The organism is Mesorhizobium sp. Cs1299R1N1, assembly GCF_037179655.1.
Lineage (GTDB): Bacteria > Pseudomonadota > Alphaproteobacteria > Rhizobiales > Rhizobiaceae > Mesorhizobium > Mesorhizobium salmacidum.
Genome location: NZ_JAPYKR010000003.1, coordinates 39,635 through 57,750 on the forward strand (window position 1 = coordinate 39,635; position 18,116 = coordinate 57,750).

The 18,116-nt window shown below is 63.4% G+C and carries 22 protein-coding genes; 13 read left to right on the forward strand and 9 right to left on the reverse strand.

All coding sequences use genetic code 11. The features are described from left to right. Positions 1-244: 244 nt before the first annotated feature. Entirely contained in the window at positions 245-1,249 is a 1,005-nt protein-coding gene (locus O7A70_RS06975; protein WP_337139732.1) for an AAA family ATPase, read from the reverse strand. 157 nt (positions 1,250-1,406) lie between these two features. Here O7A70_RS06975 and O7A70_RS06980 point away from each other — a divergent pair, with 157 nt between their 5' ends. From O7A70_RS06980 to O7A70_RS06990, 3 genes are read left to right on the forward strand one after another with little or no spacing between them, the layout of a single operon-like run. Beyond that, positions 1,407-2,036 (forward strand): DUF1285 domain-containing protein, encoded by a 630-nt coding sequence (locus O7A70_RS06980; RefSeq protein ID WP_027143385.1) that lies wholly within the window; start codon positions 1,407-1,409, stop codon positions 2,034-2,036. After that, a complete protein-coding gene (locus tag O7A70_RS06985; protein ID WP_337140201.1) occupies positions 2,036-2,668 on the forward strand; it encodes a CoA pyrophosphatase in 633 nt (210 codons plus the stop codon). Before O7A70_RS06980 ends, O7A70_RS06985 begins: the two co-directional genes overlap by 1 nt. Further along, positions 2,665-3,927 carry a CCA tRNA nucleotidyltransferase gene (locus tag O7A70_RS06990; protein WP_337139733.1) on the forward strand — a complete coding sequence of 421 codons (1,263 nt, stop codon included), beginning with the start codon at positions 2,665-2,667 and terminating at the stop codon, positions 3,925-3,927. Before O7A70_RS06985 ends, O7A70_RS06990 begins: the two co-directional genes overlap by 4 nt. A 6-nt stretch (positions 3,928-3,933) precedes the next feature. Here the strand turns inward: O7A70_RS06990 and O7A70_RS06995 are convergent, their stop codons facing one another. From O7A70_RS06995 to hemF, 3 genes are all read right to left on the reverse strand, one after another. Beyond that, positions 3,934-4,119 carry a DUF1059 domain-containing protein gene (locus O7A70_RS06995; RefSeq protein WP_027143380.1) on the reverse strand — a complete coding sequence of 62 codons (186 nt, stop codon included), beginning with the start codon at positions 4,117-4,119 and terminating at the stop codon, positions 3,934-3,936. A 214-nt stretch (positions 4,120-4,333) separates the two neighbouring features. Beyond that, positions 4,334-4,594: a DUF1344 domain-containing protein gene (locus O7A70_RS07000; protein WP_337130839.1), complete on the reverse strand. Its 261-nt coding sequence runs from the start codon at positions 4,592-4,594 to the stop codon at positions 4,334-4,336. Positions 4,595-4,894: 300 nt separating this feature from the next. Next, a complete protein-coding gene (gene hemF, locus O7A70_RS07005) occupies positions 4,895-5,809 on the reverse strand; it encodes an oxygen-dependent coproporphyrinogen oxidase (RefSeq protein ID WP_337139734.1) in 915 nt (304 codons plus the stop codon). A gap of 167 nt (positions 5,810-5,976) precedes the next feature. Here hemF and O7A70_RS07010 point away from each other — a divergent pair, with 167 nt between their 5' ends. Continuing rightward, the gene (locus O7A70_RS07010; RefSeq protein WP_023770299.1) at positions 5,977-6,234 is read left to right on the forward strand and encodes a hypothetical protein; all 258 of its coding nucleotides are present in this window, start codon (positions 5,977-5,979) and stop codon (positions 6,232-6,234) included. A gap of 94 nt (positions 6,235-6,328) precedes the next feature. Here the strand turns inward: O7A70_RS07010 and soxR are convergent, their stop codons facing one another. Both soxR and O7A70_RS07020 read right to left on the reverse strand, forming a co-directional pair. Further along, on the reverse strand, positions 6,329-6,799 hold the full coding sequence (gene soxR / locus O7A70_RS07015; protein ID WP_337139735.1) for a redox-sensitive transcriptional activator SoxR: 471 nt from the start codon (positions 6,797-6,799) through the stop codon (positions 6,329-6,331). A gap of 129 nt (positions 6,800-6,928) precedes the next feature. After that, positions 6,929-7,387, reverse strand: a complete 459-nt coding sequence (locus O7A70_RS07020; RefSeq protein ID WP_337139736.1) for a tRNA (cytidine(34)-2'-O)-methyltransferase — start codon at positions 7,385-7,387, stop codon at positions 6,929-6,931. A 283-nt stretch (positions 7,388-7,670) separates the two neighbouring features. On the opposite strand from O7A70_RS07020, the gene O7A70_RS07025 reads away from it, so the two are divergent. From O7A70_RS07025 to O7A70_RS07045, 5 genes are read left to right on the forward strand one after another with little or no spacing between them, the layout of a single operon-like run. Next, a complete protein-coding gene (locus tag O7A70_RS07025; RefSeq protein WP_337139737.1) occupies positions 7,671-8,192 on the forward strand; it encodes a hypothetical protein in 522 nt (173 codons plus the stop codon). Between the two features lie 29 nt (positions 8,193-8,221). Continuing rightward, complete coding sequence (locus tag O7A70_RS07030; RefSeq protein ID WP_337139738.1) at positions 8,222-10,108, forward strand: ABC transporter ATP-binding protein; 1,887 nt, start codon at positions 8,222-8,224, stop codon at positions 10,106-10,108. A 10-nt stretch (positions 10,109-10,118) separates the two neighbouring features. Next, on the forward strand, positions 10,119-12,002 hold the full coding sequence (locus tag O7A70_RS07035) for an ABC transporter ATP-binding protein (protein WP_337139739.1): 1,884 nt from the start codon (positions 10,119-10,121) through the stop codon (positions 12,000-12,002). A 4-nt stretch (positions 12,003-12,006) separates the two neighbouring features. Continuing rightward, positions 12,007-12,498, forward strand: a complete 492-nt coding sequence (locus tag O7A70_RS07040) for a GNAT family N-acetyltransferase (protein ID WP_337139740.1) — start codon at positions 12,007-12,009, stop codon at positions 12,496-12,498. Between the two features lies 1 nt (position 12,499). Beyond that, positions 12,500-12,811, forward strand: coding sequence for a DUF6665 family protein (locus O7A70_RS07045; protein ID WP_337139741.1), 312 nt, complete (start codon positions 12,500-12,502; stop codon positions 12,809-12,811). On the opposite strand, the gene O7A70_RS07050 is transcribed toward O7A70_RS07045, so the two are convergent. The 3 genes from O7A70_RS07050 to O7A70_RS07060 all read right to left on the reverse strand — a co-directional run bounded on the left by O7A70_RS07050 (position 12,792) and on the right by O7A70_RS07060 (position 14,103). Further along, complete coding sequence (locus tag O7A70_RS07050) at positions 12,792-13,403, reverse strand: alpha/beta fold hydrolase (protein WP_337139742.1); 612 nt, start codon at positions 13,401-13,403, stop codon at positions 12,792-12,794. The two genes, O7A70_RS07045 and O7A70_RS07050, sit on opposite strands and share 20 nt — an antisense overlap. Further along, on the reverse strand, positions 13,355-13,675 hold the full coding sequence (locus O7A70_RS07055; RefSeq protein WP_337139743.1) for an alpha/beta fold hydrolase: 321 nt from the start codon (positions 13,673-13,675) through the stop codon (positions 13,355-13,357). Before O7A70_RS07055 ends, O7A70_RS07050 begins: the two co-directional genes overlap by 49 nt. Before the next feature lie 83 nt (positions 13,676-13,758). After that, complete coding sequence (locus tag O7A70_RS07060) at positions 13,759-14,103, reverse strand: cupin domain-containing protein (RefSeq protein ID WP_027143369.1); 345 nt, start codon at positions 14,101-14,103, stop codon at positions 13,759-13,761. Positions 14,104-14,416: 313 nt separating this feature from the next. Here O7A70_RS07060 and petA point away from each other — a divergent pair, with 313 nt between their 5' ends. The 4 genes from petA (at position 14,417) to O7A70_RS07080 (ending at position 18,041) form a co-directional block, all read left to right on the forward strand. Continuing rightward, entirely contained in the window at positions 14,417-14,977 is a 561-nt protein-coding gene (gene petA, locus O7A70_RS07065; protein ID WP_015316073.1) for a ubiquinol-cytochrome c reductase iron-sulfur subunit, read from the forward strand. A gap of 16 nt (positions 14,978-14,993) precedes the next feature. Beyond that, a complete protein-coding gene (locus tag O7A70_RS07070) occupies positions 14,994-16,295 on the forward strand; it encodes a cytochrome b (RefSeq protein ID WP_337139744.1) in 1,302 nt (433 codons plus the stop codon). A 27-nt stretch (positions 16,296-16,322) separates the two neighbouring features. Next, entirely contained in the window at positions 16,323-17,195 is an 873-nt protein-coding gene (locus tag O7A70_RS07075; RefSeq protein WP_337139745.1) for a cytochrome c1, read from the forward strand. A gap of 150 nt (positions 17,196-17,345) precedes the next feature. Beyond that, positions 17,346-18,041, forward strand: a complete 696-nt coding sequence (locus O7A70_RS07080) for an acid phosphatase (RefSeq protein ID WP_337139746.1) — start codon at positions 17,346-17,348, stop codon at positions 18,039-18,041. Positions 18,042-18,116 lie beyond the last annotated feature (75 nt).

Sequence of the window (18,116 nt, forward strand, 5' to 3'; positions counted from 1 at the left end):
TGATCTAAATGGTGTGAGGCCATCTGTTCGGATACACGGAGCGAAGGCGCAGGAAGCCATTCGGCTTTCAAGTCCTTCGCGACAAAGTAGGCGGGCAGATGGACCACATCCTCCGGACGCCGAAATGGCTGCAAGCTGCGTCGTCGAACCGCTTGGCCGGGGGAAAGACCCCGACCTTCGCGATTCTCCTCGCATCTTTTTGCCATTTCAGGCGCCATTTCGATCATATTAGCGGGTCCCGACCCTAAACGCTTTTCACGAGTTTCGCCACGACGTCGCGCACGCTGGTGCCCTCGGCACGGGCGGCGAAGGTCAGCGCCATGCGGTGCTGCAGCACCGGCTCGGCCAGCGCCCTGACATCGTCGACCGAGGGCGCCAGCCGTCCGTCGTAGAGCGCGCGTGCCCTGGTGCACAGCATCAGCGCCTGGCTGGCGCGCGGGCCCGGACCCCAGGCGACATGCTTGTCGGTGTCGGCATTGCCCTGGCCCGGACGCGCCGAACGCACCAGGGTGAGGATCGCCTCAACGACGCTTTCGGGCACCGGCATGCGGCGGATCAGCGTCTGGATCTCCTTCAGCCGTGCCGGCTGCAGCACGTTCTGGGCTTTCGCGTCCTCGACGCCGGTGGTTTCCAGAAGGATGCGGCGCTCGGCCTCGATTTCGGGGTAGAGGATGTCGACCTGCATCAGGAAGCGGTCGAGCTGGGCTTCGGGCAGCGGGTAGGTGCCTTCCTGCTCCAGCGGGTTCTGCGTCGCCAGCACATGGAAGGGCGAGGGCAGATCGTAGCGCGCGCCGGCAATGGTGACATGATATTCCTGCATCGCCTGCAGCAGCGCCGACTGCGTGCGCGGCGAGGCGCGGTTGATCTCGTCGGCCATCAGCAACTGGGCAAAGATCGGGCCGGAGATGAAGCGGAAGGAGCGCTTGCCGGTTTCGTCCTGCTCCATGACCTCGGAGCCGAGGATGTCGGACGGCATCAGGTCCGGCGTGAACTGGATGCGGCGTGAATCAAGCCCGAGCACGACGCCCAGCGTCTCGACCAGCTTGGTCTTGGCCAGGCCCGGCACGCCGACCAGCAGCGCATGTCCGCCGGCCAGCAGCGCCACCAGCGTGCGCTCGACGACGTTTTCCTGGCCGAAGATCACCCGGCCAACCCCGTCGCGGATCCTGGAGATGTCGGCAAGCGCCTTCTCGGCCTCGGCGATCATGTCCGTTTCGCTGATCGGGCTTTCCTTGACCATCACGCTCATGCCGCATCGATCCCTTTGGTTGGAATGCCATGGTTTGGAAATACTGGTCCGCACCATACCATAGACTGCCGCGATTCGGCCTCGCGGAGCGCCTACGGTTGAACTTAAATCACAGACTTAGGCTGACAAGCGGAACAACAGTGACTATTTCGTGACGATGACGGAACACCACGAACATCGCCAACAAAGCCTTACGCAGGCCACCGAGGCTCGAGGCCTCGAGGCGCTGATCTCGCGCGCGGCCCGTGCCGGCAAGGGCGCGGCGCCGGTCGAGCGCTGGAATCCCGACTTTTGCGGCGATCTCGACATGGAGATCAAGGCCGACGGCACCTGGTTCTACCTGGGCACGCCGATCGGCCGCATGCCGCTGGTGCAGCTTTTCTCCTCCGTGCTGCGCAAGGATGCCGACGGCAGGACCTATCTGGTGACGCCGGTGGAAAAGGTCGGCATCCGCGTCGCCGATGCGCCATTCATCGCCGTCGAGATGGATGTTTCGGGCGAAGGCGAGGATCAGGTCATCACCTTCCGCACCAATGTCGGCGACGTGGTCGAGGCCGGACCGGAGCGGCCGCTGCGCTTCGTCGACGAGAACGAGACCGGCGGCTTGAAGCCCTATCTGCTGGTGCGCGGCAGGCTGGAGGCGCTGGTGGCGCGGCCGGTCATGTACGAACTGGTCGGGCACGGCGAGGAGATCGAGATCGACGGCAGGGCGATGTTTTCGGTGCGCTCGAAGAACGCCGTGTTTCCGATCATGCCGGCGGATCAGTTGGAGCGGTTGAGCGCATGATGGACCAGGTGTCGCCGGCACCGTTCTCATCGGCGGATTTTCGCGCGCGCTTTGCCGCGCAGCCGGACGCGCATGCCGGCGACGACTATGGCGATCACCGCTTCAATCCCGGCCACCCGCGCCTCAACCCAGGCAAGCCGCTCCGCAACGCGGCGGTGTTGATCCCGGTGGTCGACCATGACGGCGAGGCGACGGTTCTCCTGACCAAACGGGCCGAGAAGCTGCGCAACCATTCCGGCCAAGTGGCTTTCCCGGGCGGCACGATCGACGCGACCGACGCGAGCCCGGAGGCGGCGGCGCTGCGCGAGACCTTCGAGGAGATCGGCCTTACCCCGGATCGCATCGAGATCATCGGCCGCATGCCCGATTACGTTGCCGGCAGCGGCTATCGCATCGCGCCGGTGCTCGGCATCGTGCGGCCGGGTTTCCAATTGGCTTTGAACGTCGACGAGGTCGATGCCGCCTTCGAAGTGCCGCTGCGCTTCCTGATGGACACCGCCAATCACAAGCGCGACAGCCGCATGTGGAACGATCTCGAATGGTTCTTCTACGACATGCCCTATGGCGACCGGCGCATCTGGGGCGTCACCGCCGGTATCATCCGTACGCTCTATGAAAGGCTCTATGCGTGAGTGTTTCGATCGCGGGCAGGGCCGACTGGCTCTCCGACAAGCATTTGCAGCGCCTGCTGGGCGTGCTTACCGAAGGCGGTGAAGAGGCACGCATCGCCGGCGGCGCCGTGCGCAACGTGCTGATGGGCCAGCCTGTCACCGACATCGACATCGCCACCTCTTGCCTGCCGCAGGAAACCATTCGCCGCGCCGTGGCGGAAGGCTTCAAGGCGGTGCCGACCGGTGTCGAGCACGGCACCATCACGGTGGTCGCCGGCGGCAAACCCTACGAAATCACCACCTTGCGCGCCGATGTGGAGACCGATGGCCGCCGCGCCAAGGTGTCGTTCGGACGCGACTGGAAGCTCGACGCCGAGAGGCGCGATTTCACCATCAACGCGCTCTACGCGGAGGCCGACGGACGGGTTGTCGACCTTGTCGGCGGCATTGCCGACATCGAGGCGCGCCGGCTGCGCTTCATCGGCGATCCGGAGGCCCGCATCCGCGAGGATTATCTGCGCATCCTGCGCTTCTTCCGTTTCTTTGCCTGGTATGGCGATGGCCGGCCGGACGCCGAGGGACTGAAGGCCTGCGCCCGGCTGAAGGAGGGCCTCGGCCAACTCTCGGCGGAACGCATCTGGTCCGAACTGAAGAAGCTTTTGTCGGCGCCCGATCCCTCGCGGGCGCTGCTCTGGATGCGGCAGGCCGGTGTCCTGACCGCCGCGCTGTCGGAAAGCGAGAAATGGGGCATCGATGCGATTCACGGGTTGACCAAGGCCGAGAAGGACCTGAGCTGGGCGGTGGATCCGATGCTGCGGCTGGAGGCAATCGTGCCGCCGGATGCAGCACGCATGAAGACGCTGGCCGAGAGGCTCAGGTTCTCGACCGCCGAAGCCGACCGCATGCTCCACTGGGCGCTCTCCACGGCCATCGAGCCGAAGACGACCGAGGGCGAACTGGCGAAAAAACTCTATCGCGGCGACCGGCAAGGGTTTGTCGATCGCTTGCGGCTTGCGCTTGCCGCGGCGCGGATGCGCGCTGTCGAGGACAATAATGCATTGCTTCAAGCGGGCGGCTTTTCGCGCCTGCTTGCCTTTGCGCTCAAATGGGAAAGGCCCGAATTTCCGCTACGGGGCGCCGATCTGACCGCGCTCGGCGCAACGCCAGGGCCGAAGCTCGGCGAAATCCTGAAAAACATCGAGGCGGAATGGATCGAAGCGGGATTTGCGCCTGATCGCGACGCGCTGCTCGAACGCGCCGCGCAGGCCCTTGAAAGCTGAGACGAGTCAGGCCGCGTCGCGGGCCTTCTCAATTCGGGAGCGGATAGCCTCGATCATCGTCTCGCGGATGATCGTCTCGCCATGCGTTTCGCGCATATGCTCGACGGCACGGCGCATGACCTCGGCTTCCTCGTCGGCACGGGTGTGCCAGTCGCAGCCGGGAACCAGCGATCCGCAGTGGAACTGCTTCATGGGATTTCTCCTCTTCCTCCATGGAGCCGGATCGACTGCCCTGCAGGGACAGGCCGGAGCTCCGCATCTTCTTGGCCCGCTGTGCGGCCTCGGAACCGGACCACGGGCAGGGTGAAGACCATAACACAGATGGGGTGGTATTGGTTGCGGTCAACGGTGAAAAGGCGGAGCAGCGCTGCTCCGCCCTCTTTACGCTAGCCCTGCGGGCAGGCCATCACTTCACGATCTTGACTGCCTCGGCAACCTTGTTCTTGCCGCTCATGTCCCACGAAATTCTGACCTTCTCGCCGACCTTCAGGCCAGGATCCTTGAAAGTCTCGGGAAGCGTAAAAGACGATCCATTGTCGAGAACCAGGCTCTTGGACGCCGTATCGAAGGTCTTGACCGTTCCGGTGGTATGCTTGACGGCGGCGAACGCCACCGAACCGGAAGCAAGAAGGGCGGCCGCGGCGGCGGAAACAATGATCTTTCTCATGCTGATACTCCTGGAAGAGCGGGCATCCTTTTTCACGAAGATGATCCGCATCGTCTTTGGGCCGTCCGGTCGCGTCGAGTCGCGGCCCGCCTTGTTCCGACGCAATTCCGAAGGGAAAGCGGTTGCATTTCCTGGAATTGCCCTCAGGCAAACCACCGGCGCTTCCCGACCCAAATGCGACAAATAACCCAATTTTTTCAGATGGATATTAGACGAAAAAGATATTCCTGGCGTCACATTCCGCGCCCATTTTCGACAAATGGGACATCAATGCGGCTTCACGTCGCGCTCACCATCTTGTTACGGCCAGCGCACCTCCGGCGGCAGGCTGGACAGGATCGAGGCGACATTGCCGCCGGTCTTCAGCCCGAAGATGGTGCCACGATCGTGAAGAAGGTTGAATTCGACATAGCGGCCGCGGCGGATGAGCTGTTCGTCGCGGTCGCCATCGGTCCAGTTCTCGTTGAAGTTGGCGCGCACCAAATGGCCGTAGACGACGAGGAACGAACGTCCGACGTCCTGGACGAAATTGAAATCGGCGTTCCAGCCGCCCTTCTCCTCCGCCGAATGCAGCCAGTCGAAGAAGATGCCGCCGGTGCCGCGCGGCTCATTGCGGTGCGGCAGGAAAAAGTACTCGTCGCACCAGGCCTTGAACTTCGGATAGTCGGCGACGCCGGCGTTCTTCTCGCAAGCGAACTGCATGGCACGGTGGAAGGCTGTCGTGTCGGGATCGTCCTGCGTGCGGCGGCGGTCGAGCACCGGCGTCAGGTCGGCGCCGCCGCCGAACCAATGCCTGGATGTGACGACCATGCGCGTGTTCATGTGCACGGCCGGAACGTTCGGGTTCCACGGGTGCGCGATCAGCGAAATGCCCGATGCCCAGAAACGCGGGTCTTCCTCGGCGCCAGGCATCTGCTTCCTGAATTCGGGCGAGAACTCGCCATAAACGGTCGAAGTGTGGACGCCGACCTTCTCGAAGACACGTCCATGCATCATCGACATGGTGCCGCCGCCGCCCTTGCCCTGATCGCGCTCCCACGGCGTTTTTTCGAAACGGCCCGGCGACCACGAAGCCAGCGGCCCGCCGAGATCCTGCTCGATCTGCTCGAAGGTGGCGCAGATGCGCTCGCGCAGCGCCTCGAACCAAAGCCGGGCCTTCATCTTCTTTTCTTCGATGTCGGCGGGCAGCCCCGCCGGTATTTCAGGTCGTTCCAAGTGCCGTCTCCGGTTGCGGGGCGGTGAGTCGACAAAAGACTCGTCTTTTCCGGGCGCGATCCCTAATCTCTTAAGGGACAGGGTCAAGTCACTTTGGTTTCGCGCATGATCCTTTCCGAACCTCGATTCCGATTTCGGGTCATGCGCCAGGTGCAAGGAGTTGTTTCGTGCGCACCCCGGCAAGACCGCCGCTGGATGGACTGAAGAAAAGGCTCGACCAAAGCCGGGCCGAGCGCGCGCGCATGCCGCGCGACGGTTTCCTGCGCGAGACCTTCGTCCTGCCGCGCTCGGATGCCCGCCTCAAGGCCAAGGAATGGTTCGAACGCTTCCCCAAGCAGGCCTACTGGACCGAGATCGAAAGCTGGTTCGAGCGCCCGGGGGATTTGATCGAGTTTACGATAAGACGGCTGCCGGCGGCGGATTAGGATTTCCTCGCCCCGTTTGCGGGGAGAGGATGCCGGTAGGCAGGTGAGGGGCGGCGCGAACCTTCGAGTGCTGGCGCTGCCCCTCATCCGCCTTTCAGGCACCTTCTCCCCGTGCACGGGAAGAAGGAAGAACCAGCCGCCGCGCGCCAGTTCCCTCCCGGGCCAGCCGATCCTCCTTGTTGCGCAGCGGACATTTGTCGATCGACATGCAGCCGCAGCCGATGCAGTCGGTCAGCCCGTCGCGCAGTTTCTTCAACTGGGCGATCTTGTGATCGAGCCCGTCGCGCCAGGCTGTCGACAAAAGGTTCCAGTCGTCGCGTGTCGGAGTCCGGCCCTCGGGCAGGGATGCCAATGCCTCACCGATCTCGGCCAGCGAGATGCCGACCTCCTGCGCCACCTTGATGATCGCCACCCGCCGCAGCACGTCGCGGCCGTAGCGGCGCTGGTTGCCTGACGTGCGGTGGCTGCGGATCAGCCCGCGGGCTTCATAGAAATGCAGCGCCGACACCGCCACACCGCTACGCGCGGCCACCTGGCCGACCGTCAATTCCAGCGCTGGTGCCATCTCTCGATTTTCCTCTTGACCTCAAGTTAAGTTGAGCTTGTAGCCAAGAAAGCCTGGATGTGCAAACGAAGGAGAAGGCGGATGTGCGCCTGGGCAAAAATCACCGCGGACCGCGCTGCCGCCGGTCCCCTAGCCGAGCTGCCGGATGGCTTCGCCCGCCACCATGGCCACGGAAAGGGCGACGTTGAGGCTGCGCGCGGTGGGCAGCATCGGGATGGTCAGCCGAACATCCGCCGCTTGATGGACTGGATCCGGCACGCCCGCGGATTCGCGGCCAAACAGGAGGATGTCGCGGCCGGTGAAGCTGAAGTCGGTGTAGGGGGTCGTAGCCTTGGTCGACAGCAGCACCAGCCGATCCGCGCGCGCCTTGCGCCACTCCTCGAAGGCGTGCCAGTCGACATGCCGGGTCAGGGCAGCCATCTCGAGGTAGTCCATGCCGGCGCGCCTGAGCGCCTTGTCGGAGAGCGGAAAGCCGGCCGGCTCGATGATGTCGACGCCAAGCCCGAGACACGCGGCGAAGCGCAGGATTGTCCCGGTATTGCCGGCGATGTCAGGCTGGTAGAGCGCGATGCGGAGACCACGGTTCACTTTCGCGTCCTTCTAATAAGTGGCAGATCGGCCACAGCTGCTTCGCGGTTTTGGAAATTCCTGGACCTGCGGGTGGCCATTTTCTGCGAAGTCGAGTATACGACCAGCATTGTCAACCCGAACCGATGGAGGGGTAATTCATGATGGCCATGTACATCCAGCGCCCCACCCGTGGGCTTACTTGCGCCCTGGCGGTTTCGGTACGACGTTTCTCCTGATCTTTTAGACACTTCCGCACCGATTTCCGCCGAAACCATACCCTGGTCTTCGAAGGAATCCTGCGATGTTTTTCAAGCTGCCGAAGGGGCCGATGGCCCCGTCCCAACGCGTCCCGACTGATCCGCCGCCGATCCCGCGGCACGATGTCGATCATCCTTTTCATCTCTATTTTCACACGGAGGACGGACCGATGTTCGATCCCTACAGAATACCGGGCTCGAGGAGCCTGCATATCCACCGGCTGCCGACCTGGGCGCTGCTGATCGGCGAGACCTATTCGTCGGCGGTTCATGCCGAAGTGCGCCGGCGTCCGCATCGCGGCATGCTGCCGGATGTCGATTTCTCGCACGCGGTTCCCGATCCGAGCCGGCCGTCGCTGGTGCGCCGGATCGTCCGGCTGATCCGGCCGGGCGCGAAGAACCGGACTGGTGGCACCGTGTCGTCAGGATCGACAAAGGTGCCTGTCGGCGAAAAGCCGGCGAGCCCCTATATAGCGCGAAGCAGGGCCGACGCTCCGGATGATTCCGGAGCGTCGGCCCTCGATGCCATGCGGTCCGAGGACTTTGTACGTCGCCAAGCCGCGTAAGCGGAAAACAGATTTTACAGGCATGCCCTATGTTGTTGTTTAGCTGGTTTGAAAGAAGGCTCGATCCGTTCCCGGCCGCGGAACCGGTCGAGCCGCCCAAGACGCTGGTTGCCTTCTGCCTGCATTATACACGCGGGGCATGGCCCTATATCCTTGTCGATGCGGTGCTGGTGGCGGCCATCGCCATCGCGGAAGTGTGGATGTTCGGCTTCCTCGGCCGCATTGTCGACTGGCTGTCGGGGCAGAACCGCGAGACCTTCCTGCAGACGGAGGGCTGGAAGCTCGCCGGCATGGCCTTCATCGTCTTGTTTGCGCTGCCCGGCACGGTTTGGCTGCATTCGCTGCTCAACCAGCAGACGCTGATGGGCAACTATCCCATGCGCATCCGTTGGCAGGTGCATCGCTACCTGCTCAAGCAATCGATGAGCTTCTATCAGGACGAATTCGCCGGCCGCATCGCCACCAAGCTGATGCAGACCGCGCTCGCCGTGCGCGAATGCGTCATCAAGGTGATCGACGTCCTGAACTACGTCATCGTCTATTTCCTCGGCATGCTGTTGATCGTCGGTTCGGCCGACTGGCGGCTGGCGGCGCCGCTCGGCGTCTGGCTGGTCGGCTACATCCTGTTGCTGCGCTTTTTCATCCCGCGCCTGGGCAAGGTCGGCGAGGAGCAGGCCAATGCGCGCTCGACCATGACCGGCCGCGTCGTCGACAGCTACACCAACATCCAGACGGTCAAGCTGTTTTCCCATTCGCGCCGCGAGGCCGCCTTCGCCAGGGAAGGCATGATGGGCTTCCTCGACACGGTCTACCGGTCCATGCGGCTGGTGACGGTGCTGTTCGGCTCGCTCTACATACTGAACGCGCTGCTGCTGTTCTCGGTCACCGCCATCTCGCTGTGGCTGTGGATGGGGCAAGCGGTGACGATCGGCGCGGTCGCAGTGGTCATCGGCCTGGTGCTCCGGATGTGGGGCATGTCGCAGTGGATCATGTGGGAAATGTCGGGCCTGTTCGAGAATATCGGCACGGTGCAGGATGGCATTGCCTCCATTTCGCTGCCGCGCCTCGTCGAGGACAGGCCGGATGCCAAGGAGATCAGCGTTTCCAAAGGCGATATCCGCTTCGAGGACATCCGCTTCCACTACGGCAAGCAGAAGGGCGTCATCGAAAACCTGTCGCTGACGGTGAAGCCGGGCGAAAAGGTCGGCATTGTCGGACGCTCGGGTGCCGGCAAGTCGACGCTGGTCAATCTCCTCTTGCGCTTCTACGATCTGGAGTCCGGCCGGATCCTGATCGACGGCCAGGAGATCGCCGGCGTGAAGCAGGATTCGCTGCGCGCCCAGATCGGCATGGTCACACAGGACACCTCGCTGCTCCATCGTTCGGTGCGCGAGAACATCCTTTATGGCCGGCCCGATGCCAGCGACGACATGCTTGTCGAGGCGGCGCGGCGGGCAGAGGCGCTTGATTTCATATCGGCGCTTTCGGACCATAGCGGCCGCCAGGGCTTCGATGCCTATGTCGGCGACCGTGGCGTCAAACTGTCCGGCGGCCAGCGGCAACGCATCGCCATTGCTCGCGTTATGTTGAAGGACGCGCCCATACTTATCCTTGACGAGGCGACGTCGGCGCTCGATTCCGAGGCGGAAGCCGCCATCCAGGAGAATCTCTACAGGCTTATGCAGGGCAAGACCGTCATCGCCATCGCGCACCGGCTGTCGACCATCGCGGCGATGGACAGGCTCGTCGTGATGGACCAGGGCCGCGTCATCGAGGAGGGTTCGCACGAGGAACTGATCGCCGGAGGCGGGCTCTACGCGCAGCTCTGGCAGCGCCAGTCGGGTGGATTCCTGCTCGAAGACGGCCCGGTCGACGCCGCCAACGACGCAGTTGTGAAGGGGCAAGCCGCAGAATGATGGCCGCCGCATGATGACAGCCGTCTACCGCTGGTTCGAGACCTGGGTCTACCCGTTCAGGGAGCCGGCGAACCTTCGGCCACCGGCCAGCGTCGCCGGCTTCCTCCGGCACTATGTCGGGCAGGCGAAGTTCGCCTTCTTCGCCATGCTGGTCATCGGCGGCATCGCGCCGCTGGTCGAGGCCGGCCTGTTCTATTTCGTCGGACGGCTGGTCGATATTCTCGACCAGTTGCCCGGCGAGCGGAGCTGGCACGCGCTGTGGACCGCCGCCGGCCCCGAACTTATGTTCATGGTCGCGGTGGTGCTGGTCATCCGCACCGTGGTCGTCGGGCTGTCGGCGCTGGTCGACGAACAGACGATCACGCCCGGCTTCTACAATCTGGTGCGCTGGCAGGCGCACCGGCACGTCTCGCGCCAGTCCTATGCCTTCTTCCAGAACGATTTCGCCGGCCGGATCGCGACGAAAGTCTGGCAGGCCGGGCAGGCGACCGGCGACCTGATGGAAAGCTTCATCGAGGTCGTCTGGTTCATGATCGTCTATACGGTGACGACGCTGGCGCTGGTCGCGGGGCTCGACCTCAGGCTCGCGGTGCTGGTGGTGATCTGGATCACCGCCTTCGGATTTCTGGCCAAGCGCTATCTGCCGGCTATCCGCAAGCACGCCGAAGCGACGGCCGAGGCGGGCTCGATGATCAATGGCCGCATCGTCGATTCCTATTCCAATGTACAGACACTGAAACTGTTCGCGGCCGACGGAGACGACCGCTACATCAGGAACGGCTTCGACATCTATCTCGACGCATTGCGTCCCTTCACCCGCCGGTTGACCGGCGTGCGCATGGCGTTGACGACGCTGTCGGGCATCATGATCACGGCGATCGGCTGCTTTGCCGTCTATCTCTGGGTCGAGGGCTCGATCACCGTCGGCGCCGTCGCCTTCACGCTGTCGCTGGTGCTGCGCCTCAACATGCTGCTCGGCCGGCTGATGATGCAGATGAACGGTATCTTGCGAAACCTTGGCGTGCTGGAGAACTCCAAGGCGCTGATCTCGCAGCCGCTCGGCCTGACCGACGCACCGGGCGCGAAAGAGCTGGTGCTGACGGGCGGACGCATCGACGTGAAGAATGTCGAATTCCACTACGGCAAGGGGTTTGGCGTGCTGAACGGCATCGACCTTGTCGTCAAGCCGGGCGAGAAGGTCGGGCTGGTCGGGCCATCGGGCGCCGGCAAGACGACGCTGGCCAACCTGATCCTGCGCCTCTACGATCTCGAAAGCGGCCGGATCACGATCGACGGCCAGGACGTCTCCGGTGTGACGCAGAATTCGCTGCGCGCCAATATCGGCGTCGTCAGCCAGGACACCGCTCTGTTTCATCGGTCGCTGCGCGACAACATCAAGCTCGGCATGCCCGATGCGACCGACGCGCAGGTGATCGCGGCGGCCAGGAAGGCCGAGGCCCATGAATTCATCCTGACCTTGCGCGACAACAGGGATCGCCAGGGCTACGAGGCCTTCGTCGGCGAGCGCGGCGTCAAACTGTCGGGCGGCCAGCGCCAGCGCGTGGCGATCGCCCGCGTCTTCCTCAAGGATGCGCCGATCCTGATTCTTGACGAGGCGACGTCGGCGCTCGATTCCGACATCGAGGCGGCGATCCAGGAGAATCTGACGCGGCTGATGGAGAACAAGACCGTGATCGCCATCGCGCACCGGCTGTCGACGATCGCGGCCTTGGATCGCCTTGTGGTACTCGACGGCGGCCGCATCGTCGAGCAAGGCACGCATGACGAACTGGTGGCGCTCGACGGGCTCTATGCCCGGCTGTGGAAGCGCCAGTCCGGCGGCTTCCTCTATCACGAGGAAAGCGTGCTGGAAGAGACGCGGCCGGCGGAGTAGGCGCATGGGTGGATCGCCAGAGGTCGGCCCAGAGATCGGCCCAGAAATCGGCTATGTCCTCAAGCGTTTGCGACCAACCGTGGCGGCCTTCGACGCGTTGAAGGAAGAGAGCCGGCTGGAAGGCTACTGGATGCTGGTGCGCCTGGGCGATGGCTGGGCAAGCGGTCGCAACAAGTTCCTGAAGCGGGGCGAGGGACTGTTCGGGATGTGGCATGGCCGGGAACTCGCTGGCGTGTGCGGGCTGAACATCGATCCCTACTTCGAGGGCAGGGACCAGGGCCGGGTCCGGCACCTGTTTGTCAGTGCGCGCCACCGCCGCAACGGCCTTGGCCGCATGCTGGTCGAGACCGTGATCGGCCAGGCCGGCCAATATTTCGCTGTGTTGAACACCCGCGCGCCGCCGGAAGCCTCCGGTTTTTATGAACGGCTTGGTTTTCAGCGCGTGGAAGGCGAAGACTTCGTCACCCACCGCATGGTGCTCGGGAAGGAGAACTGAAATGTCCTTGCGTCCGCCATCTCATCTTGCCGGCGCGTCGGCCGCCGACGCGGCCTTCGACGCCCTTGGCCATGAAATCCTCGCCGAGAAGGCGGCGGCACTCGGTCGCGCGGGACGGCGCGTGGAAGAAACCTTGGCCCGGCTGCGTGACAATGGCGACGACAAGTTGCGCCCCCGTCTGCTCAAGGAGGCCGCCGCCGCGGTGCATGGCTATTTCATCCAGCGCGAATTGTGCGGCTTTCGCAAGCATGACGCCGTAATCCGCGAATACAACATCCCGAAAGCCGTGCTGGTCAGGCTTGGCGCCATGTAGAGTTGGAGCTTGCCGCGCTGATTTCCCTGTGGAAGCGCGCCAGGCGGGCGGCAAGCGCTTCGGGATTTTCATCGGCAACGAAGTGTCCGCTGCCGGCTATGATGTCGCCCTCGACATTTGAGAGCCCGGCTGCGCGCAGGCCATCGACATAGTCGCCGATGGCGCCGGACTCGGCCGCACCCCTCAGATACAGCACCGGAACCGCAATCGGTTTCGCGGGCCGCGCGGCATTGACCTTGGCATCCTCGGGAAAGGCACGATACCAGTCGAACCCCGCCTGGAGGCTTTCCGGCCGTGAATAGGCCTTGGCGTAGATTTCCCTGGCGTCGTCAGGGATCGAGGCTCGATCCTTCGAAAGCACATTGAAGAAGAAGTCGAAATAAGCGCTCTGATGGCCGCTGACCAGCGTTTCCGGCAACGCCGGGACGGCATGGAACGCGAAGTGCCAGATCCGCGGATCGCGAATGACCTTCTCCCACGGCGCGATGCCTGGAATGACGACATCCATGATCGCCGCGCCGGAAAGGATGTCCGGATGGTCTCTCAACAAGGCAAACACGATCTGGCCGCCGACATCATGGCCGGCGGCCACAGCTGGCGTAGTCCGCAAGTCTCTGCGACGCCTCTCATCAGTCTCGCCAGGGTTCTCTTGTCGCCAGCCCCGGGCAGGCCTTGCGAGCCGCCGATGCAGGGCAGGTCAGGGGCGACGACCCGGTAGTCGGCCGCCAACCGGCCGATCACCCGCTCGAAGGCGTAGGAGCTTTGCGGCCATCCGTGCAACAGGAGGAAAGCCGGCGCTCCTGCAGGGCCTGCCTCGCGCAGGGCAATGCTCAGCCCTTCGATTTCGATGGTCGAGGTTTGCATGTCCTGGCCCTGGCGGCTTTGCGTTTGGCTCCCATGCCGTAGATCTAGGCGCCGACCGGGAAGCCGCCAGGGTTATGCAGGAATTACTCCAGCCATTCGGTTATGAAGCTGCCGTTCTCGTGGATGTCGGTCGTTTCCAGCGGACCCGGGCCGAGATTGGTGAATTTGTGCGGCGTGTGCGGCGGCACGATGACGATCTGACCGGCGGTGGCCTCGATTTCCTGGTCGCCGACCGTGAACAAGGCGGTACCCTGGCGGATGATGAAGATCTCCGCATAGGGATGAGCGTGCAGCCGCGGGCCGCCGCCGACGTCGGGCAGGTAGTTGAAGATCAGGCAGGAGTTCGAGCCGTAGGCGCCGCATTGCAGTTCGCCCTTCCAGTGGTTGGAACGAACAGCCCATTCCTCGCGATCGATGACATGCGCCATGCGGCCAAGGATAGATCACGCCGATGCTCCGTGTCGAGGCGAAGCCAGGCATCGGATTTGCGGTTGTTTCCCGGCTGTTTAGCCGCCTTTCGCCGCGCCTGGCCGTCCCGCCCGGCGACAGGGTATTTTGTCCCCGCGACAATCTGCCCTTGTGCCTTCACCCGTCTGGACAAAAACGGGCTTCACGCATAAACCGAAGTCCAAATGCCGGAGGAATTCGCTAGCCTGTTCGCCATGCGCTGTCGGGTTGGCGTGATTGAGCGGGGACAAGGCTCGGCCACCGGCGCGGAAGAGGCGAAAGGATCAGGCACCCGTGAGCGCAACCGACATCCACGATCCCAACCGTCGAGATTTTCTCTACGTCGCTACCGGCATGGCCGCCGTGGTCGGTGCCGGTGCCGTCGCCTGGCCGTTCATCGACCAGATGCGCCCCGACGCCTCGACCCTGGCGCTCGCTTCGGTCGAGGTCGATGTCTCTTCGCTGACGCCTGGCAGCTCGCTGATCGTCAAGTGGCGCGGCAAGCCGGTCGTGGTGCGCAACCGCACCGAGAAGGAAATGAAGGACGGCGAGGCCGTCAGCCTCTCCGATCTCAAGGATCCGATCGCGCGCAACGCCAATTTGCCATCCGATGCGCCGGCGACCGACGCCAACCGCACCACGCCCGGCAAGGAAGCCTGGATGGTGATGGTCCAGGTCTGCACCCATCTGGGCTGCATTCCGCTCGGCCAGGAAGGCGATTTCGGCGGCTGGTTCTGCCCGTGCCATGGCTCGCAATACGACACTGCCGGCCGCATCCGCAAAGGCCCGGCGCCGGAGAACATGGCGATTCCGGTATTCAAGTTCGTTTCCGACACCAAACTCCTTATCGGTTGAGGCAGGGGATATTTCGATGAGCGAGGGACACTCGACCTATACGCCGAAGACCGGTATCGAACGCTGGTTCGACGCCCGCATGCCGCTGCCCAGGATGGTCTATGACAGCTTCATCGCCTATCCGGTGCCGCGCAACCTGAACTATATGTGGACCTTCGGCGGCATCCTGGCGATCATGCTGGTGGCGCAGATCCTGACCGGCATCGTGCTGGCCATGCACTATACGGCCGACACCAATCTCGCCTTCAGTTCGGTCGAGAAGATCATGCGCGACGTGAATTCGGGATGGCTGTTGCGCTATATGCATGCCAACGGCGCCTCGTTCTTCTTCATCGCCGTCTACCTGCACATCTTCCGCGGTCTTTATTACGGCTCCTACAAGGCGCCGCGCGAGCTTCTGTGGATCCTCGGCTGCATCATCTACCTTCTGATGATGGCGACCGGCTTCATGGGCTATGTGCTGCCATGGGGGCAGATGAGCTTCTGGGGCGCCACCGTCATCACCGGCTTCTTCAGCGCCATTCCGCTGGTCGGCGACTGGATCCAGCAGCTGCTGCTCGGCGGCTTCGCCGTCGACAATCCGACGCTGAACCGCTTCTTCGCGCTGCATTACCTGCTGCCGTTCATGATCGCCGGCGTCGTGGTGCTGCACGTCTGGGCGCTGCACGTCGTCGGCCAGTCGAACCCGACCGGCATCGAGGTCAAATCGAAGACCGACACCGTCGCCTTCACCCCCTACGCGACCATCAAGGACGCGTTCGGCATGATCGTGTTCCTGTTCGTCTTCGCCTATTTCGTCTTCTACCTGCCGAACTACCTCGGCCATCCGGACAACTACACGGTCGCCAACCCGCTGAAGACTCCGGCCCATATCGTCCCGGAATGGTACTTCCTGCCGTTCTACGCGATCCTGCGCGCCATCACCTTCAATGTCGGGCCGATCAATTCCAAGCTCGGCGGCGTGCTGTGCATGTTCGGCGCCATCGTCATGCTGTTCCTGGTGCCGTGGCTCGACACGTCCAAGGTGCGCTCGGCGGTCTACAGGCCCTGGTACAAGCTGTTCTTCTGGCTGTTCGTGGCCGATGCCATCCTGCTGGGCTGGCTGGGCTCGCAGCCGGCGGAAGGCAGCTATGTGTTCATGGCGCAGATGGCGACGCTGTTCTACTTCGCCTTCTTCCTCATCATCCTGCCGGTTCTTGGTCTGATCGAGACACCGCGCAGGCTGCCGAACTCGATCACCGAGGCGGTGCTGGAGAAGAACAAGGGTGGCAGCGGACATCCGGTGGGCGCCACCGCAGCACCTGAGACCAAGGGCTGAGCGGTAGAGAATCTAAGGGGATTTGGCATGAAGAAGATTCTCACCTCGCTGGCGCTGATCGGCCTTGTGGCCGCCGGCACCGGAGTAGCAGGCACTTGGGCGTTCGCGGCCGAAGAGGCCCACAACGCGGCGGCACCGACGCATTTCCCGATCAACGAGCCGAAGGAAATGAGCTGGAGCTTCACCGGCCCATTAGGCACCTATGACAAGGCGCAGCTGCAGCGCGGCCTGAAGGTCTACAAGGAAGTCTGCTCGGCCTGCCATTCGATGAACCTGGTGGCGTTCCGCACGCTGTCGGACCTCGGCTATAGCGACGCACAGATCAAGACGCTGTCAGCCGAATACACCATCCACGACGGCCCCAACGATGCCGGCGACATGTTCGACCGTCCCGGCAAGCCGTCCGATCATTTCCCGGCGCCGTTCGCCAATGAGGAAGCCGCCGCTGCCTCCAATGGCGGCGCGCCGCCGCCGGATATGTCGCTGCTGGCCAAGGCGCGCGGCGTCGAGCGCGGCTTTCCCCAGTTCGTCTTCGATATCTTCACCCAGTATGACGCGGGCGGCCCCGACTATATCCATTCGCTGCTGACCGGCTACGACCAGACGCCGCCGGCCGGAATGGTCATCCCGGAAGGCACGCACTACAACCCGTATTTCATGTCCGCCGTGTCGCTGAAGATGCCCAAGCCGCTCTCCGACGGCCAGGTGACCTATGACGACGGGTCGCCGCAGACCATCGACCAGTATTCCCGCGACGTGGCTGCCTTCCTGACATGGGCGGCCGAGCCGCACATGGAAGACCGCAAGAAGATGGGCTTCCGCGTGCTGGTGTTCCTGCTTCTGTTCGGCGCCCTGGTCTACATGACCAAGCGCAAGGTGTGGGAAGCCGTCGCGCATTGAGCGATGCCGCAATCTGAAATTCAAGAAAAGGGCGCCGCGAGGCGCCCTTTTCTGCTTTTGAGGTGGATTGCGCCGCCACGTCTCGGCGGTGTCACATAGCCGTCACCACACATCGCGATCCTGCGGCGCTCTCATCAAAGGATCACGCCCATGAAAAGATACGCATCGCTAGCGGCAGGCCTGCTGCTGCTCGTCGTTGGTTCCACGGCCCGCGCCGAAGACGCAAAGCCCTTCATCACCAACAAGGACGTCGACCTGGCGATGATCCTGCCGCCGCCGCCAGCAAATGATTCGGCCGAGACCAAGGCCGAGCTTGGCGAGGTGCTGACCATGCAAGTCACGCGCACACCCGAAATGGAAGCCCGCGCCATCGCCGATGCCGAGGAAAACGTCTGGCGTTTCGCCGACGTCATGGGACCGAATTTCAACAAGGACAAGCTGCCGAAATTCAGCGCCTTCTTCGATCGCGTGGTGGAGACCGAAGGCGCCGTCGTCGATCCGGCGAAGGACGTCTGGAAGCGCCCGCGTCCGCACCAGCTCAGCGACCTCGTGAAGCCGGTGGTGAAGCTGTCGAGCTCCGGTTCCTGGCCGTCGGGCCATGCGACCGTCGGCACGATGATGGGCATCATCCTGTCTGACATGGTTCCGGAAAGGCGTGCCCAGATCATGGCGCGCGCGGCCGAGTTCGCCCATAACCGCATCGTCGGCGGCATCCACTATCCGTCCGACGTCGAGATGGGCAAGATTTCCGGCAGCGTCATCGCCGCGGTCCTGCTCAACCGCGATGACTTCAAGGCCGAGTACGAAGTGGCCAGGGCGGAGCTTCGTTCCGATCTCGGCATGTAAGCTTTCGCCAGCGGTCGATTTCGATGGAAAGGGGCTCCAGGCGCCCCTTTTTATGCCTGCTGCCCCGCCAACGCA

Excerpts from the sequence above, each read along its gene's own strand:
- O7A70_RS07070 (WP_337139744.1), top strand. The coding sequence starts at position 14,994 with ATGAGCGAGGGACACTCGACCTATACGCCGAAGACCGGTATCGAACGC.
- O7A70_RS07025 (WP_337139737.1), top strand. The coding sequence starts at position 7,671 with ATGTTTTTCAAGCTGCCGAAGGGGCCGATGGCCCCGTCCCAACGCGTC.
- O7A70_RS07060 (WP_027143369.1), bottom strand. The coding sequence starts at position 14,103 with ATGGCGCATGTCATCGATCGCGAGGAATGGGCTGTTCGTTCCAACCAC.
- O7A70_RS07075 (WP_337139745.1), top strand. The coding sequence starts at position 16,323 with ATGAAGAAGATTCTCACCTCGCTGGCGCTGATCGGCCTTGTGGCCGCC.
- O7A70_RS06980 (WP_027143385.1), top strand. The coding sequence starts at position 1,407 with ATGACGGAACACCACGAACATCGCCAACAAAGCCTTACGCAGGCCACC.
- O7A70_RS06985 (WP_337140201.1), top strand. The coding sequence starts at position 2,036 with ATGGACCAGGTGTCGCCGGCACCGTTCTCATCGGCGGATTTTCGCGCG.
- O7A70_RS07030 (WP_337139738.1), top strand. The coding sequence starts at position 8,222 with ATGTTGTTGTTTAGCTGGTTTGAAAGAAGGCTCGATCCGTTCCCGGCC.
- O7A70_RS07055 (WP_337139743.1), bottom strand. The coding sequence starts at position 13,675 with ATGCAAACCTCGACCATCGAAATCGAAGGGCTGAGCATTGCCCTGCGC.
- O7A70_RS07035 (WP_337139739.1), top strand. The coding sequence starts at position 10,119 with ATGATGACAGCCGTCTACCGCTGGTTCGAGACCTGGGTCTACCCGTTC.
- O7A70_RS06995 (WP_027143380.1), bottom strand. The coding sequence starts at position 4,119 with ATGAAGCAGTTCCACTGCGGATCGCTGGTTCCCGGCTGCGACTGGCAC.
- O7A70_RS07080 (WP_337139746.1), top strand. The coding sequence starts at position 17,346 with ATGAAAAGATACGCATCGCTAGCGGCAGGCCTGCTGCTGCTCGTCGTT.
- soxR (WP_337139735.1), bottom strand. The coding sequence starts at position 6,799 with ATGGCACCAGCGCTGGAATTGACGGTCGGCCAGGTGGCCGCGCGTAGC.
- O7A70_RS07040 (WP_337139740.1), top strand. The coding sequence starts at position 12,007 with ATGGGTGGATCGCCAGAGGTCGGCCCAGAGATCGGCCCAGAAATCGGC.
- O7A70_RS07045 (WP_337139741.1), top strand. The coding sequence starts at position 12,500 with ATGTCCTTGCGTCCGCCATCTCATCTTGCCGGCGCGTCGGCCGCCGAC.
- O7A70_RS07000 (WP_337130839.1), bottom strand. The coding sequence starts at position 4,594 with ATGAGAAAGATCATTGTTTCCGCCGCCGCGGCCGCCCTTCTTGCTTCC.
- O7A70_RS06975 (WP_337139732.1), bottom strand. The coding sequence starts at position 1,249 with ATGAGCGTGATGGTCAAGGAAAGCCCGATCAGCGAAACGGACATGATC.